Source organism: Bradyrhizobium sp. BRP56 (assembly GCF_020194035.1).
Classification (GTDB): Bacteria; Pseudomonadota; Alphaproteobacteria; order Rhizobiales; family Xanthobacteraceae; genus Bradyrhizobium; species Bradyrhizobium australafricanum.
Genome location: NZ_JADYVV010000028.1, coordinates 52788 through 68428, shown reverse-complemented (window position 1 = coordinate 68428; position 15641 = coordinate 52788). Strand labels below are relative to the sequence as shown.

Below are 15641 nucleotides of genomic sequence, written 5' to 3'. Positions count from 1 at the left end.
AATCCATCGTTCAAGGGGTCGACAATCATGCGTTCCTTCAAGCTATTGCCCGCAATCGCAGTGTTGCTCGCGTCCACGGGCGCGTTCGCGGATGACGTCAAGGTCGGCGTCGGCATCTCCGGATGGACCGGCTTCGCGCCGCTGACGCTCGCCAAGGAGGCCGGCATCTTCAAGAAGAACGGCCTCGACGTGACCTTGAAGAAGATTCCGCAAAAGGACCGCCATCTCGCGATTGCGTCGGGCGACATCCAGTGCGCGGCCACCACGGTCGAGACCTGGATCTCCTGGAACGCCAACGGCGTCGCGACCAAGCAGATCTTCCAGCTCGACAAGAGCTATGGCGCCGACGGCATGGCCGTGCGCAACGACGTCGCCGCGATCAAGGACCTGAAGGGCAAGACCGTCGCGGCATCGGCGCCGGGCACCTCGCCCTATTTCGCGCTGGCCTGGATGCTGAAAAAGAACGGCCTCACGGTGAAAGACGTTACCGTGGTCAATCTGGAGCCCGCCGCCGCCGCGCAGGCCTTCGTCTCCGGCCAGAACGATGCCGCGATGACCTACGAGCCCTATCTGTCAACCGTGCGCGCGGCGCCCGACAAGGGCAAGATCATCGCGACCACGCTCGACTATCCGATGGTGATGGACACCTTCGGCTGCACGCCGAAATTCCTCACCGACAATCCGAAGGCGGCGCAGGCACTGGCCGACAGCTATTTCGAGGCGCTCGACATGATCGCCAAGGACCAGGCCAAGGCCTATGAGATCATGGGCGCGGACGTGAAGCAGAGCGGCGAGCAGTTCGGCAACTCGGCAAAGTACCTGCGCTGGCAGGACAAGGCCGCCAACCAGAAATTCTTCGCCGGCGACTTCCTCACCTTCAACAAGGACGCTGCCGAGCTCCTGCTCGAGGTCGGCATCATCAAGGCCGCGCCGAAGGTCGAGGACATCTACGACGCCAGCTTCATCAAGTAACGCAGCAACCATTTCGGCCGGTCCCGCCTCGCGACACAGCGGGCGGGACCGGCGCATAAGATACGCCCGGATCATTTGATGCGTCCTCTCGAGCCCACGACATCGAAGCAGCGCGTGGCCTATGGCCTCGCCTTCTTCGTGCTGTTCGTCGCCCTCTGGTCCTGGGCCACGTTCGGCGGCCACGTGTCGAAGACCTTCCTCGCCAACCCGCTGACGATGGTGCAGGAAGGCTATGACCTGCTCGCCAAGCAAGGCTTTCTGTTCGACATCGGGATGACGATCTGGCGCGTCATCGGCGGGTTTGTGCTTGCTGCCGGCATCGCGGTGCCGCTCGGCGTTCTGATGGGAGCCTACAAGCCAATCGAGGCCTTTCTCGAGCCGTTTGTGTCCTTTGCGCGCTATCTGCCGGCTTCCGCCTTCATTCCGCTGCTGATCCTGTGGGCGGGCATCGGCGAGTTGCAGAAGCTGCTTGTGATTTTCATCGGCGCGGTGTTTCAGATCATCCTGATGGTGGCCGTCACCGTCGGTGCCACACGGCGCGACCTGGTGGAGGCCGCCTATACGCTCGGCGCCCGCGACCGCGGCATCATCCGCCGCGTGCTGCTACCCTCCGCCGCGCCCGAGATCGCTGAAATCCTCAGGCTGGTGCTGGGGTGGGCCTGGACCTACGTCATCGTGGCCGAATTGATCGGCTCGTCATCCGGCATCGGGCACATGATCACCGATAGCCAGGCGCTGCTCAACACTGGCCAGATCATCTTCGGCATCATCGTGATCGGGCTGATCGGCCTGATCTCCGATTTCCTGTTCAAGGCCTTCAACGCCTGGCTGTTCCCGTGGAAGCTCGCATGACCGCGCTCAGGATCGACCAGGTCTCGCGAACTTTCCCCGCTCGTGCCGGTAACGCGCCGACGAGAGCGCTTGAGCCGACCACGCTCGACGTCGGCGACAACGACTTCGTCACCATCCTCGGCCCCTCCGGATGCGGAAAGTCCACCCTGCTCCGGATCATCGCCGGGCTCGACCGGCCGACCAGCGGACGCGTCACGCTCGACGGGCGAGAGGTCACGGGCCCCGGCGCCGATCGCGGCATGGTGTTTCAGTCCTACACCCTGTTCCCCTGGCTGACGGTGCGGGAGAACATCGCCTTCGGCCTGCGCGAGCGCGGCGTTGCGCAAGAAGAACGCCACAAGATCGCCGACGCTTTCATCCGGCGGGTCGGGCTGTCGGGCTTCGAAAATCACTGGCCTAAGCAGCTGTCGGGCGGCATGCAGCAGCGCACCGCGATCGCCCGCGCGCTGGCCAACGATCCGAAGATCCTGCTGCTCGACGAGCCGTTCGGAGCGCTCGACAACCAGACGCGCGCGCTGATGCAGGAAATGCTGCTCGGGATCTGGGAGCGCGACCAGAAGACGGTGCTGTTCGTCACCCACGACATCGAGGAAGCGATCTTCCTCGGCAGCCGCGTCATCGTCATGAGCGCGCGGCCCGGCCGCATCAAGGCCGAGATCGCGGTCGACCTGCCGCATCCGCGCTCCTACAAGATCAAGACCACGCCTGAATTCGTCGCCCTGAAGGAGCGGCTGGTCGAGGAGATCCGCACCGAGGCCCTGAAGGTCGCCGAACAGGCCTGAGAGCCTGTTTCTCCGTCATGCCCGGCCTTGTGCCGGGCATCCACGTCTTTGCTTCAATCGGACAAGAAAGACGTGGATGGCCGGGACAAGCCCGGCCATGACGAAGCAGCGCCAGTTGAGGAAAGCCGACGATTGGCTGCGCTGTCAGTGGCTGATCATCCAGGGACGCGCGGTGGGAAACCCCTTGGCGCCGCTCTTGGTCTTGGTCATCAGCCGTGCCGGCTTCTTCCTTCCCGTCGAGCAGCAGCCGCAGCCCGGGCCGTGCGCGGCCTTATATTGATCGAGCGTCTTCGGCGCGTGCCGGCTCTGCTCATTGGTGGCGTGCGCCTTGCGCTTGTCCGAGGGCATGCAGAAGAACGCCGGCGCGGTCAAGATCACGCGCGGCGACGTCGCCTCGCATTGCGGGCAGTCCTGCGGCAGGTCGCATTCCGCCATCGGCCGCATGTCGGTGAACGGGCCGCAGTCGTTGCAGAGATATTCGTAGATCGGCATTTCCTTAATCCTTGCGCGGTCGTGTGAAGTCCGGCGATGGATGCGGGGCGGCCAATACGCAGCCGTCCCGCACCCTTCGCGCAGGGATCACCTAAAGGATCACTTGTCCGGCGAGATCGGCATCTGCACGTCGCCCTTGATGTGCTTGATCGGTCCCGCCGACGACGGCATGACGTCGAAGTCGAAGATCTCCGTCGGCAGCCACAACGTGGCGCAGGCATTCGGCACGTCGACGACGCCGGAGATGTGGCCCTGGCACGGCGCGGTGCCGAGGATCGAGTAGGCCTGGGCGCCGGAGTAGCCGAACTTCTTCAGATATTCGATCGCGTTCAGGCAGGCCTGGCGATAGGCGATGTGGACGTCGAGATAATGCTGCTTGCCGGCCTCGTCGACCGAGATACCCTCGAAGATCAGATAGTCCTTGTAGTTCGGCGTGATCGGCGACGGCTTGAACACGGGGTTCTTGATGCCGTATTTCGACACGCCGTCCTTGATGACATCGACCTTGATGTGCAGCCAGCCGGCCATTTCGATGGCGCCGCAGAAGGTGATCTCGCCGTCGCCCTGGCTGAAATGCAGATCGCCCATCGAGAGCCCGCCGCCCGGCACATAGACCGGGAAGTAGATTTTCGAGCCGCGCGACAGATCCTTGATGTCGCAATTGCCGCCATGCTCGCGCGGCGGCACGGTGCGGGCGCCCTCGAGGCCGATCTTGGCCTTGACGTCGCCCTTGGCCTGGCCGGCATGGGCGGTCGGCGCGAACGGCGGGTTGGCGAGGCCCGGCACCCGGGTCGGGTTGGTCGCGATCAGTTCGGCTTCGCGCGCGTTCCATGCGGCAAGCATCTTGGCGTCGGGCAGACAGCCGATCAGGCCGGGATGGATCAGGCCGGCGAAGTTCACGCCGGGGACGTGGCGCGATGAGGTGTAGAGGCCCTTGATGTCCCAGATCGACTTCTGTGCCAGCGGGAAATGGTCGGTGAGGAAGCCGCCGCCATTCTGCTTGGAGAAGAAGCCGTTGAAGCCCCACAGGCTCTCCTTCAAGGGACCGACGTCGAGCAGGTCGACGACGAGGAGATCGCCGGGCTCGGCGCCCTTGACGCCGATCGGGCCGGACAGGAAGTGCACGATCGACAGATCGATATCGCGCACGTCGTCGGCTGAATCGTTGTTCTTGATGAAGCCGCCGGTCCAGTCGACGGTCTCGATGATGAAGTCGTCGCCGGGGCTGACCCACTCGACGATCGGAACCTCCGGATGCCAGCGGTTATGGATCTTGTCGTTTTCATAGGCCGACTTGCTGAGATCGACCTTGATTAGTGTATCTGGCATCGCATTGCTCCCCTTCGTTTACTGGTGGTTACACAGACAGATATTTCGAGATCTGCGCGGCATCGACGCTGGCGCGCGGATCGTCGCGGACGATCTCGCCGTTCTCGATGACGAGCACGCGGTCGGCGATATCGAGGGCGAAGCTCAGGACTTGCTCGGAGACGACGATCGACAGCCCGCGCTCGTCGCGGATCCGCTTCAGGGTGCGCGCCATGTCCTTGATGATCGACGGCTGGATGCCTTCGGTCGGCTCGTCCAGCAGCAGCACCTTCGGCTTGGTCGCCAGCGCGCGGGCGATCGCGAGCTGCTGCTGCTGTCCACCCGAGAGATTGCCGCCGCGGCGGCCCTTCATCTCGAGCAGCACCGGAAACAGCTCATAGATGTCGCCCGGTACCTCGGAGCCGCCTGAGACCACGAGCCCGGTCTCGATGTTCTCCTTCACCGTCATCGTGGAGAAGATCATGCGACCCTGCGGCACATAGGCGAGCCCCTTCGCGACCCGCTCGTAGCTCTTCATCGCGCCGAGCTCGGTGCCGTCCATGGTCACCTTGCCGCTCTTGGCCGGCAGGATGCCCATCAGCGACTTCATCAACGTGGTCTTGCCCATGCCGTTGCGGCCCATGATCGCGACGATCTCGTTGGGTGCCACCGAGACGTTGAGGCCGTGCAGCACCTCGCTCTGGCCGTAGGCGACGTGAAGATCATTGATTGCCAGCATCGTCCCAGTTCCTCAGTGGCCCAAATACACTTCGATGACTTTCGGATCGTTCTTGACGTGCTCCATCGTTCCCTCGGACAGGATCTGTCCCTGGTGCAGCACCGTGACCTTGTGCGCGATGTCCTCGACGAACTTCATGTCGTGCTCGATCACCAGCACCGAACGGTCCTTGATGATGCGGTTGAGCAGCTCGGCCGTCTTGGCGCGCTCGGACACGCTCATGCCGGCGACCGGCTCGTCGAGCATCAAGAGGTCCGGATCCTGAATCAGCAGCATGCCGATCTCGAGCCACTGCTTCTGGCCATGGCTCAACTGGTCGGCATAGGTGTTGAGCTTGTCCTTCAGGAAGATCATCTCGGCGACCTCCTCGACCCGCTGCTTGACCGTGTCGTCGCGCTGGAAGGTCAGCGAGCCGAACACGGTGCGGCCGCGCGGAAAGGAAATCTCAAGGTTCTCGAACACGGTGAGATCCTCGAACACCGACGGCGTCTGGAATTTGCGCCCCACCCCGGCCTGCACGATCTCGTTCTCGCGCAACCTGGTCAGCTCCTGGCCGCGGAACTGGATCGAGCCTGACGTCGCCCTGGTCTTGCCGCAGATCAGGTCGAGCACCGTGGTCTTGCCGGCGCCGTTCGGGCCGATGATGACGCGTATCTCGTTCTCCTCGACATAGAAGGAGAGATCGTTCACCGCCTTGAAGCCGTCGAAGGACACAGTGAGACCGGAGACCGCGAGCAGGAAGTCCTTGGGCTGATGGCCGACGAGCATGATGATCCCTCCTCACTCGGCCGGTGCGCCGTCGGCGATCAGGCCGGCCGCCGATTTCGATTTGCGTGATGCCAACAGGCGATCGATGCGCCGCTGGACGTGGTCCGCCCAGATGCCGGAGAGCCCGTTCGGGAACGCGAGCACGACCGCGATGAACAGCGCGCCGAGGCCGAACAGCCAGAGCTGCGGGAAGGACTCCGAGAGGCTGGTCTTGGCGAAATTGACCAGCAGCGCGCCCCAGACTGCGCCGAAGATCGACATCCGGCCGCCGACCGCGGTGTAGATCACCATCTCGATCGACGGAACGATGCCGACGAAGGATGGCGACATGAAGCCGACCTCGAGCGTGAACATGGCGCCGCCGATCGCAGCGAACACCGCCGCGGCGCAGAACGCGAAGATCTTGAAGTTGGCGACGCTGTAACCGGAGAAGCGCACGCGATCCTCCTGCTCCCGCATTGCTACCAGGATGCGCCCGAGTTTTGTCAGGCGGATGAACTGCGCGACGCAGATGCAGCCGAACAGCAGCACAACCTCGACGAAATACAGAATGAACTTGGCGTGATCGGTGCGGATGTCCCAGCCGTGCAGCGTGCGCAAGTCGGTAATGCCGTTGATGCCACCGGTGTAGCCTTGCTGCCCGACAATCAGAATAGTGAGGATCGCGGCGATCGCTTGCGTGATGATGGCAAAGTACACGCCGCCGACCCGACGCTTGAACATCGCGGCACCGATGATCAGCGCGAAGACCGCGGGAACCAGCAAGATCGCAAGCAGCGTGACCGGGAAGCTGTGGAACGGCTTCCAGAAGAAAGGCAGCGAGGTGAGCTGGTTCCAGTCCATGAAGTCGGGGATGCCCGGCGTCGACTGGATCTTGGTGTTCGCGACCGACGACGCCTCGAGCTTGAGGTACATCGCCATGCAGTAGCCGCCGAGGCCGAAGAACACGCCCTGCCCCAGGCTCAGGATGCCGCCATAGCCCCAGCACAGCACGAGGCCGATCCCGACGAAGGCGTAGGTCAAATATTTGGCGACGAGGTTGAGGCGGAAGATATCCAGCGACAGCGGCAGGATGACAAACAACAGCACCGCGAGCGCAAGGAAGCCGAGCAGTTCGGAGCGATTGAAAAAGCGCGAGTTGATGATCATGACCAGCCTGCTTGTTCTTATTTGCGGACCTTGAGCGCGAAGAGCCCCTGCGGACGCACCATCAGGATCGCGACGATCGTCAGCAGCGTGATCACCTTGGCCATCGATCCCGACAGGAAGAACTCCAGCGTCGATTGGGTCTGCGAGATCGAGAAGGCGGAGGCGATGGTGCCGAACAGCGAGGCGGCGCCGCCGAACACGACCACCAGGAAGGTGTCGACGATGTAAAGCTGGCCGGCGGTCGGCCCGGTCGAGCCGATCATGGTGAAGGCCGAGCCGGCGATCCCGGCGATGCCGCAGCCGAGGCCAAAGGTGTAACGATCGACCTTCTCGGTATTGATGCCGACGGCGCCCGCCATCACGCGGTTCTGCACCACGGCGCGTACCTGCTTGCCCCAGCTTGACCAGAACAGCACATAGGCGACCGCGATCGTGATCAGGATGGTCAGCGCCATCACGAACATGCCGTTGATCGGAATCTGGATGGAGTCGGTCGCCTGCCAGGAGCCCATCATCCATTCCGGCAGTTCGACGCCGACCTCGCGCGCGCCGAAGACCGAACGATAGGCCTGCTGCAGGATCAGGCTAAGGCCCCAGGTCGCCAACAGCGTGTCGAGCGGGCGCTTGTAGAGATGGCGTATCAGCGCCCACTCGACCAGCATGCCGAGCGCGCCTGACGCAATGAACGCGAGGATCATTGCGATGAAGAAGTAACCGGGGAACAGCCAGGGCGCGACGTGCTGCACGGCGTTCGACGTCATCCAGGTGACGTACGCCCCCAGGATCATGAACTCGCCATGGGCCATGTTGATGACGCCCATCTGGCCGAAGATGATGGCAAGTCCGAGCGCCATCAGCACATAGACGGAGAACAGGATGAGCCCGGCAAATCCCTGCATCGCAAGGATGGCGCCAAGATCGCTGATCGAATAGTCGCCGAACATCTGGTCCTCCGTCATTCCAAGGGGCACGCGCCGCCGGTCAAGCGACGCTCGTTCCGTGGCGTGGACGATGACGTCTACGCCGCGATGCGTTGTGGAGCTTCGTAGCCCGGGTGAGCCGGTGCGATACCCGGGACGGTCCCGCATATCGCTCCGCTCATGCGGGCTACTGGCTCACTGGTAGCCCTTGGGGAACGGATCCGGCTCGACGAGATCGGCGGTCTCGTAGATCAGCTCATACTGGCCATCGGCCTTGGCGCGTCCGACGCGGGTCTTCGACCAGAGGTGATGGTTCTCGTGGATCCGGACGTAACCTTCCGGCGCGCCCTTGAACTCGACGCCGGGCGATGCGGCCGCGATCTTGTCGATGTCGAAGCTCTGCGCCTTCTCCACCGTCAATTTCCACAGCCACGGGCCGAGATAGGCAGCCTGGGTGACGTCGCCGATCACCGTCTTCTCGCCCCACATCTTCTTGAATGCGGGCACGAAGGCCTTGTTGTTCGGATTGTCGAGCGACTGGAAGTACTTCATGCAGGCATAGGCGCCGGCGATGTTCTCACCGCCGATACCGTCGATCTCGTCCTCGGTGACCGAGATCGTCAGCAGCGTCTGCTTGGACAGGTCGATGCCCGCCGCCTTGAGCTGCTTGTAGAATGCGACGTTCGAGCCGCCGACGATGATCGCGTAGATCACGTCCGGTTTGGTCAGCTTGATCTTGTTGATGACCGAGTTGAACTGGGTCGAGCCGAGCGGGAAGTATTCCTCGCCGACCACCTTGCAGCCCTGCAGATGGTTCTCGATGTGCTTGCGCGCGATCTTGTTCGAGGTGCGCGGCCAGATGTAGTCCGAGCCGAGCAGGTAGAAACTCTTGGCGCCCTTGGTCTTGTTGACCCAGTCGAGGCCGGCGATGATCTGCTGCGTCGCCTCCTGCCCGGTGTAGATCACGTTCTTGGACTGCTCGAGGCCTTCATAGAAGGTCGGGTAGTACAGCATGCCGTTGTACTGCTCGAACACCGGCAGCACCGCCTTGCGCGAGGCCGACGTCCAGCAGCCCATCACGGCCGCGCATTTGTCATTGACCAGCAGCTTCTTGGCCTTTTCCGCGAAGGTCGGCCAGTCGCTGGCGCCGTCTTCCTGGATGAATTTGATCTTGCGGCCGAGCACGCCGCCGGCGGCATTGATCTGCTCGATCGCGAGCTTCTCGGCCTCGACCGACCCGGTCTCGGAGATCGCCATGGTGCCGGTCACGGAGTGCAGGATGCCGACCGTGACCTCGCTATCGGTGACTGCAAGACCCGTGGTATTGACCGCAGAGGTTGCAGGAACGTCGGCAAATGCCGGACGGCCCAGCATCGAAACGGCCGGCAATGCCGCCATTCCCATCAAGAGCTTGCGCCGGAGCGGAGACTTCAGGCCTGGTTTTGGTTCGTCTGACATGAGCACCCCATCTGGTTCGAGAACGCTTATTGATCAGGCGAGGATTGCTCACTTTTGTGCAGCGCACTGATACGTGAGATCGCGTATACTGCACCGCAAAATAGCGACGTAGGTTTTTGGTACGGGATTTGCCCGCGATCAGCGCATCGTGGACCAGGAGTTCAAACGAGTGGCAGGGCGGCAGCGGATAGACCGCGTCAGGCGCCAGTACAATCAATGGGTCGCCAACCAGACGCTGGAAGACTACGCGCTGCGCTTCACCGCCAAGAGCGCGCGGCGCTGGTCCGCCGCCCGCGTCGCCAACACCGCGCTCGGCGCGATCTCCTTCCTCGCGCTGGAGGCGATCGGCGGCACCATCACGCTGAACTATGGCGCGATGAACGCCTCCGCCGCGATCCTGGTCGTCAGCGTCATCATCTTCCTCTGCGGGCTGCCGATCGCCTACCATGCCGCGAAAAGCGGCATCGACATCGACCTGCTGACCCGCGGCGCCGGCTTCGGCTATATCGGCTCGACCATCACCTCGCTGATCTACGCCTCCTTCACCTTCATCTTCTTCGCGATCGAGGCGGTGATCCTGGCCAGCGCGCTCGACATGTGCTTCGGCATCCCGCGGCCGATCGGCTATTTGATCAGCGCAGTCGTGATCATTCCGCTGGTTATCTACGGCATCACGCTGATCAGCCGCTTCCAGCTCTGGACCCAGCCGCTGTGGATCATCCTCCACATCATGCCGTTCGCGGCGATCGCCTGGGCGAATCCGCATTCGTTCACCGAGTGGCGCAAATTCGCCGGCGATCACGGCGATCCCGCAGGGAATCTCGATCTGTTGCTGTTCGGCACCGCGGCCTCCGTCGTGTTCGCGCTGGTGGCGCAGATCGGCGAGCAGGTCGACTTCCTGCGCTTTCTGCCGCGTGACCGCCGCACCTCGCGCAAGGCCTGGTGGATCGCGCTGCTGAGCGCCGATCCCGGCTGGATCGTGCTCGGCGCGCTCAAGCTGCTGGCCGGCTCGTTCCTCGCCTTCTTCGCGCTCAGCCACGGCGTCTCGGCCGAGCACGCGGCCGAGCCGGCCAACATGTATCTCGAAGCCTTCCGCTACGTGCTGTCGCAGCCGGATCTGGCAATGGCGCTGACCGGGACATTCGTGATCCTGTCGCAGGTCAAGATCAACGTCACCAACGCCTATGCCGGCTCGATCGCCTGGTCGAATTTCTTCTCCCGCCTCACCCACTCGCATCCCGGCCGCGTGGTGTGGCTGGTGTTCAATGTTGTCGTCGCGCTGCTGCTGATGGAGATCGGCGTCTACAAGGCGCTGGAGCAGACGCTCGCGCTCTACTCCAACGTCGCAATCGCCTGGGTCGGCGCGCTGGTGGCCGATCTCGTCGTCAACAAGCCGCTCGGCCTGCGGCCGCAGCACATCGAGTTCAAGCGCGCCCATCTCTGCGATATCAATCCGGTCGGCGTCGGCGCGATGACGATCGCCACCGTGGTCTCGATCAGCGCGTTCTACGGCCTGTTCGGCCCGACCGCGAAGGCGCTATCGGCCTTCGTTGCGCTTGCGGTCGCGTTCGTCACGGCTCCCCTGATCGCCTGGGCCACCGACGGCAAGTACTACATCGCCCGCAAGCCGAAGCGGAGCTGGCAGAACATTGAATCGATCCAGTGCTGTATCTGCGAGCATGCGTTCGAGCCCGAGGACATGGCCTCCTGCCCGGCCTATGCCGGCCCGATCTGTTCGCTGTGCTGCTCGCTCGACGCACGCTGCCATGACCTCTGCAAGCCGCATGGCCGGATCGGCGCACAGGTCTCGGACGCGCTGGGCAAGGTGATGCCGCAGCCGATCTATGCCCGCATCAACTCGCAGCTTGGGCATTATCTCGGCGTGTTCGCCGTCTCAGCCGGCCTCGTGGCGTTGGTGCTCGGCCTGATCTACCTGCAGACCACGGCAGCCGTGCATGCCAACGAATTGCTGGCCGACGTGCTCTGGAAGGTGTTCTTTGCGCTGACCCTGATCATCGGCGTCGTCGCCTGGCTGTTCGTGCTGGCGCAACAGAGCCGGCGCGCCGCGGAAGCGGAAACGCGCCGGCAGACCATGCTGCTGATCCAGGAGATCGACGCCCACAAACGCACCGACGCCGAACTGCAGCGCGCCAAGGAGGTCGCGGAATCGGCCAATCTCGCCAAGAGCCGCTACGTCGTGGGCCTCAGCCACGAGCTTCGCTCGCCGCTGAATGCGATCTCCGGCTACGCGCAATTGCTGGAGCAGGACGATAGCCTGCAGGTGCGGCCGCGCGAGCAAGTGCGCGTCGTCCGCCGCAGCGCCGATCATCTGTCGGGGCTGATCGACGGCATCCTCGATATCTCCAAGATCGAGGCCGGCCGCCTCTATTTGTCGCGCGACGAAGTGCGGTTGAACGATTTCCTCGAGCAGCTGGTCGGCATGTTCCGCCTGCAAGCCGCAGCAAAGGGCATCGACTTCGTGTTCAAACGGCCGGCCGTGCTGCCCGTCGTCGTCTATGCCGACGAGAAGCGGCTGCGGCAGATCCTGATCAACCTGCTGTCGAATGCGATCAAGTTCACGCAATCCGGCCAGGTGCAGTTCGTGGTGCATTACCGCAGCCCGGTCGCAGAGTTCGAGGTGATCGATACCGGGCCGGGCATCCAGCCCGACGACCTCGAGCGGATCTTCGCGCCGTTCGAGCGCGGCGCACTCGGCGTCACCCAGCCGCAGACCGGCACCGGGCTCGGGCTCACCATCAGCCGCCTGCTCGCGGGTGTGATGGGCGGCGACATCAAGGTTCTGAGCACGGTCGGCACCGGCAGCACCTTCCGCGTCAAGCTGCTGCTGTCGGAGGTCACCAATCCGCGGCGCGATGCGCCGGTCGATGCTGCCGTGTACGGCTATCACGGTCCGCGCAAGACCATCCTGATCACCGACGACGACCCGACCCACCGCGACCTCCTGCGCGAGATCCTGACGCCGCTCGGCTTCATCCTGCTCAGCGCGCCGGACGGACCGGGCTGCCTTGCCCTCGCGCAGCATTGCCGGCCGGACCTGTTCCTGCTCGATATTTCGATGGCGGGCATGGACGGCTGGACGGTCGCCGAAACCCTACGCTCCGAAGGCCATCACCAGGCACGCATCCTGATGATCTCGGCCAGCGCGCTGGAGGCTCATGGCGCGCCGCTGGCGCAACCATTCCATGACGGCTACCTGATGAAGCCGATCGACATTCCGCGGCTGCTCGAGACCATCCGCCAATTGCTCAAGATCGAGTGGCAGTATGAGGCCGAGCCGGCCGCGCCTCCGCAATGGAAGCCCGAGAGTGGTTCGCGGCCGCCGGTGAAATATGTCGAAGAGCTGATCAGCCTCGGCCAGCTCGGCTATGTCAGGGCGATCCAGCTCAAGCTCGACGAGATCGGCAATGAGTGTCCTGAACATGCCGATTTCGTCGGCCAGATGCGCACGCTGATCGACCGGTTCGATCTCGATCAATATATGGCGACGTTGAAGACATTGCACAGCTATGACCATTGAACAGAAGAAGCGCGACGTCGCGCTCGTCGTCGACGACTCACCCGAGACGTTGCGTCTCTTGACCGATGCGCTCGACGGCGCCGGCATGACCGTGATGGTCGCACTTGACGGTGCCTCCGCGATGCGCATCGTCGAACAGATCACGCCCGATATCGTGCTGCTGGATGCCGTGATGCCCGGCATGGACGGTTTCGAGACCTGCCGGCGGCTGAAGCGCGACGCAGGGCTCGACGGCGTGCCGATCATCTTCATGACGGGGCTCGCCGAGACCGAGCACATCGTGCGCGGGCTGGAGGCCGGCGGCGTCGACTATGTGACGAAGCCGATCGTGGTCGAGGAGATGCTCGCGCGCATCCGGGTCCATCTCGCCAATGCGCGGATGACGCAAAGCGCCCGCGCGGCGCTCGATGTCTCCGGCCGCTATCTGCTCGCCGTGAACAGCGCCGGCGCGCTGCTGTGGGCGACGCCGCAGGCACAGCGACTGCTGTCGGATACGCTCGCCGACGCCGCCGACAATTTCGTGCTGCCGGATCCGATGCCGCAATGGCTCGAACAGGCGCAGAAAGGCAAGACCGGATCGAAGACCGCGACCATGGCGTCGTTCCCCGGCAACGAGCAGCTGCGGCTGCAATATATGGGTAAGCTCGGCCCGAACGAATTCCTGCTGCGGCTCGCCAAGGACACCAGCGGCGACATGCCGGCCGAGTTCTCCAGCGAGCTCGGCCTGACCACCCGGGAGGGCGAGGTGCTTTCCTGGCTCTCCAAGGGCAAGACCAACCGCGACATCGCGCAGATCCTCGGCCTCAGCCCGCGCACCGTCGACAAGCACCTCGAGCAGATCTACGCCAAGCTCGGGGTCGAGAACCGCACCGCCGCCGCCGCGATCGCGGTCAACGCAAGGCATCGCAAGTCTTGATCGAGCGCCCTCTGCACCTCGCGCACCGAAACGTACGCGAGGCACGGAGGACGCTACGCGTCCACAGTCGGCGAACTGCCTTTCCGATCAGCCGGCGCGGCAGATTCCAACGACACGTCCTGTTCCGGCGGCTGCGTCTTTCGCCACTGCGCCGGCGTCACGCCCATGTGGCTCTTGAAGGCGCGCTGAAAGGCGGCCTCGGATTGATACCCGACCATCTCTGCCACGGCGCCCGTCGAAAGCGACGATCCCTTCAGCTCGTTCGCCGCAAGCGTCATCCTGATATCGGTGAGCAGATCGCTGGCCGATCGCCCAAGCTTGTCCTGGAACTGCCGCGCCAGCGTGGCGCGCGACATGTTGCAAAGCCGAGCGAGCTCCGGCAGCGACCACGCACGCGCGGGCTCCTTGAACATGGCGGCCACGGCCGGTGCGAGCCTGGGATCGCCGACCAGGGCGAGAAGTCCCCGTGACGTTGCATCGGTCTCGCTGGCAAGCCGCAGCACAAGCGCGAACATTGCCGTGGACAGCGCATTCAGCATGGCGTGGCCGCCCAGATGATCGTCGGCCGTTTCGCTGCGCATCAGCGACACGAGGCCGGCGAGCTGCGCAGCCGTTCCCTTTCCCGCACGCGTGCCGGCATGCACGACAAGACGCGGCGGAAGATAACCGCGCAACAGACGGTCGTGTGGCGGTGCAATCGCGAAGTGCCCGCACAACAGGTCAAGCCGTTCGTCCGATCCGAGGTTTTCGCTGATCGTGAAATTCTCCGCCGCCCGGTTGCGCGCCGGCAGCGGTGTCGCCCCGCTTCCGTCGTGCATCACGTGTCGCGGGTTGCCGGGAAGCAGGAGGATGTCGCCGGGCTTCAGCAGCAACGGCCGTCCGCCCGCGGCGTCGTCCAGGATCGCCGAGCCGGCAAGCACCGCATGATAGGGGATTTCGCTGGTTACACCCGGTCCCTGCTCGATACGCCAGGGCACGCTGTAGCTGCAGCGCAGGTCGAGCCGCCCGCGCACCGGCATCATCTCGAACAGCCGGCTGAGCCAATCCATGGCAATCCCCTCGAAGCAGCGCATGAGACGATTGAGCATATAAAAGAGCAATATGAACATTCAATGTCTCAAACCTCGATCCTACCGTCGCTCCGCAATCGTTCACCACCCCGAACAAGGAGTGCCATATGTCTCGTCTCTCAGTTCCGAACCTCGAAGCCGATACCGGTCCGTCGGGCCAGGTCTACGCCCAGATCAAGAAGGCGATCGGCGCCGTCCCGAACACCTACGCGGCGATTGCGGCTCACGGTCCGGCCGCGCTCAAGTCGATCCTCGCGGCCGATGCCGTGCTGACCGGCGGCAGCCTGCCCCGGCGCGACCTGGAGGTCGTCAAGCTCGTGATCAGCGCTGCCGGCGGCTGCGATTATTGTGTCGCCGCGCACTCGCATCTCGCCAGGCTCGCCGGCGTGAATGCGGATGTGCTCAAGCAGATCCGCAGCGGCGCGCCGACCGGTGACGCCAAGCGCGATGCGCTCGTGCATTTCGTGCGCAAGCTCGCGCAGTCGAGCGGCACCGTCAGCGACGAGGATTTCGCCGCGATCAAGTCCGCCGGCTACAGCGACGCGCAGCTGGTCGAGATCAGCCTGGCGTTTGCGACCACGGTCTTCACCAACATCTTCAACCGCATCAACGACACCGACATCGACTTCCCGGCAGTCGCGTGAAGCGACCGAGCGATGTCACGCGAAAGGATCACG

Annotated in this window: 14 protein-coding genes; 6 read left to right on the top strand and 8 right to left on the bottom strand. The window is 63.8% G+C overall.

What is annotated here, in order from left to right:
* Window positions 1-27: 27 nt before the first annotated feature.
* The 3 genes from I6F38_RS20635 to I6F38_RS20625 all read left to right on the top strand — a co-directional run bounded on the left by I6F38_RS20635 (window position 28) and on the right by I6F38_RS20625 (window position 2606).
* Window positions 28-972: an ABC transporter substrate-binding protein gene (locus I6F38_RS20635; protein ID WP_225161592.1), complete on the top strand. Its 945-nt coding sequence runs from the start codon at window positions 28-30 to the stop codon at window positions 970-972.
* Between the two features lie 78 nt (window positions 973-1050).
* Entirely contained in the window at window positions 1051-1824 is a 774-nt protein-coding gene (locus I6F38_RS20630) for an ABC transporter permease (RefSeq protein WP_225161591.1), read from the top strand.
* The gene (locus tag I6F38_RS20625; RefSeq protein WP_225161590.1) at window positions 1821-2606 is read left to right on the top strand and encodes an ABC transporter ATP-binding protein; all 786 of its coding nucleotides are present in this window, start codon (window positions 1821-1823) and stop codon (window positions 2604-2606) included. The genes I6F38_RS20630 and I6F38_RS20625 overlap by 4 nt, the downstream gene beginning before the upstream one ends.
* A 144-nt stretch (window positions 2607-2750) precedes the next feature.
* Here I6F38_RS20625 and I6F38_RS20620 read toward each other — a convergent pair whose 3' ends face one another.
* The 7 genes from I6F38_RS20620 to urtA form a co-directional block, all read right to left on the bottom strand.
* A complete protein-coding gene (locus I6F38_RS20620) occupies window positions 2751-3098 on the bottom strand; it encodes a zinc ribbon domain-containing protein (RefSeq protein WP_225161589.1) in 348 nt (115 codons plus the stop codon).
* Window positions 3099-3197: 99 nt separating this feature from the next.
* Complete coding sequence (gene fmdA / locus I6F38_RS20615; protein WP_050400074.1) at window positions 3198-4427, bottom strand: formamidase; 1230 nt, start codon at window positions 4425-4427, stop codon at window positions 3198-3200.
* Between the two features lie 28 nt (window positions 4428-4455).
* Window positions 4456-5145 carry an urea ABC transporter ATP-binding subunit UrtE gene (gene urtE / locus I6F38_RS20610; RefSeq protein WP_050400072.1) on the bottom strand — a complete coding sequence of 230 codons (690 nt, stop codon included), beginning with the start codon at window positions 5143-5145 and terminating at the stop codon, window positions 4456-4458.
* Between the two features lie 12 nt (window positions 5146-5157).
* A complete protein-coding gene (gene urtD / locus I6F38_RS20605; RefSeq protein WP_168857086.1) occupies window positions 5158-5913 on the bottom strand; it encodes an urea ABC transporter ATP-binding protein UrtD in 756 nt (251 codons plus the stop codon).
* Window positions 5914-5925: 12 nt separating this feature from the next.
* Window positions 5926-7062 carry an urea ABC transporter permease subunit UrtC gene (urtC, locus tag I6F38_RS20600; protein ID WP_225161588.1) on the bottom strand — a complete coding sequence of 379 codons (1137 nt, stop codon included), beginning with the start codon at window positions 7060-7062 and terminating at the stop codon, window positions 5926-5928.
* Between the two features lie 17 nt (window positions 7063-7079).
* Window positions 7080-8006: an urea ABC transporter permease subunit UrtB gene (gene urtB, locus I6F38_RS20595; protein WP_076833517.1), complete on the bottom strand. Its 927-nt coding sequence runs from the start codon at window positions 8004-8006 to the stop codon at window positions 7080-7082.
* A 171-nt stretch (window positions 8007-8177) separates the two neighbouring features.
* Window positions 8178-9440, bottom strand: coding sequence for an urea ABC transporter substrate-binding protein (urtA, locus tag I6F38_RS20590; RefSeq protein ID WP_092079983.1), 1263 nt, complete (start codon window positions 9438-9440; stop codon window positions 8178-8180).
* 169 nt (window positions 9441-9609) lie between these two features.
* Between urtA and I6F38_RS20585 the strand changes: the two genes are divergently transcribed.
* Entirely contained in the window at window positions 9610-12978 is a 3369-nt protein-coding gene (locus I6F38_RS20585) for a hybrid sensor histidine kinase/response regulator (RefSeq protein WP_225161587.1), read from the top strand.
* The gene (locus I6F38_RS20580) at window positions 12968-13894 is read left to right on the top strand and encodes a response regulator (protein WP_225161586.1); all 927 of its coding nucleotides are present in this window, start codon (window positions 12968-12970) and stop codon (window positions 13892-13894) included. The genes I6F38_RS20585 and I6F38_RS20580 overlap by 11 nt, the downstream gene beginning before the upstream one ends.
* Window positions 13895-13947: 53 nt before the next feature.
* Here the strand turns inward: I6F38_RS20580 and I6F38_RS20575 are convergent, their stop codons facing one another.
* Window positions 13948-14943 carry an AraC family transcriptional regulator gene (locus I6F38_RS20575; RefSeq protein WP_225161585.1) on the bottom strand — a complete coding sequence of 332 codons (996 nt, stop codon included), beginning with the start codon at window positions 14941-14943 and terminating at the stop codon, window positions 13948-13950.
* 128 nt (window positions 14944-15071) lie between these two features.
* On the opposite strand from I6F38_RS20575, the gene I6F38_RS20570 reads away from it, so the two are divergent.
* The gene (locus I6F38_RS20570; protein ID WP_225161584.1) at window positions 15072-15608 is read left to right on the top strand and encodes a carboxymuconolactone decarboxylase family protein; all 537 of its coding nucleotides are present in this window, start codon (window positions 15072-15074) and stop codon (window positions 15606-15608) included.
* Window positions 15609-15641: the final 33 nt, after the last annotated feature.

Bases quoted from the DNA above. Each gene is read 5' to 3' on its own strand.
- I6F38_RS20635 (WP_225161592.1), top strand. From the start codon at position 28: ATGCGTTCCTTCAAGCTATTGCCCGCAATCGCAGTGTTGCTCGCGTCC.
- I6F38_RS20630 (WP_225161591.1), top strand. From the start codon at position 1,051: ATGCGTCCTCTCGAGCCCACGACATCGAAGCAGCGCGTGGCCTATGGC.
- I6F38_RS20625 (WP_225161590.1), top strand. From the start codon at position 1,821: ATGACCGCGCTCAGGATCGACCAGGTCTCGCGAACTTTCCCCGCTCGT.
- I6F38_RS20620 (WP_225161589.1), bottom strand. From the start codon at position 3,098: ATGCCGATCTACGAATATCTCTGCAACGACTGCGGCCCGTTCACCGAC.
- fmdA (WP_050400074.1), bottom strand. From the start codon at position 4,427: ATGCCAGATACACTAATCAAGGTCGATCTCAGCAAGTCGGCCTATGAA.
- urtE (WP_050400072.1), bottom strand. From the start codon at position 5,145: ATGCTGGCAATCAATGATCTTCACGTCGCCTACGGCCAGAGCGAGGTG.
- urtD (WP_168857086.1), bottom strand. From the start codon at position 5,913: ATGCTCGTCGGCCATCAGCCCAAGGACTTCCTGCTCGCGGTCTCCGGT.
- urtC (WP_225161588.1), bottom strand. From the start codon at position 7,062: ATGATCATCAACTCGCGCTTTTTCAATCGCTCCGAACTGCTCGGCTTC.
- urtB (WP_076833517.1), bottom strand. From the start codon at position 8,006: ATGTTCGGCGACTATTCGATCAGCGATCTTGGCGCCATCCTTGCGATG.
- urtA (WP_092079983.1), bottom strand. From the start codon at position 9,440: ATGTCAGACGAACCAAAACCAGGCCTGAAGTCTCCGCTCCGGCGCAAG.
- I6F38_RS20580 (WP_225161586.1), top strand. From the start codon at position 12,968: ATGACCATTGAACAGAAGAAGCGCGACGTCGCGCTCGTCGTCGACGAC.
- I6F38_RS20575 (WP_225161585.1), bottom strand. From the start codon at position 14,943: ATGGATTGGCTCAGCCGGCTGTTCGAGATGATGCCGGTGCGCGGGCGG.
- I6F38_RS20570 (WP_225161584.1), top strand. From the start codon at position 15,072: ATGTCTCGTCTCTCAGTTCCGAACCTCGAAGCCGATACCGGTCCGTCG.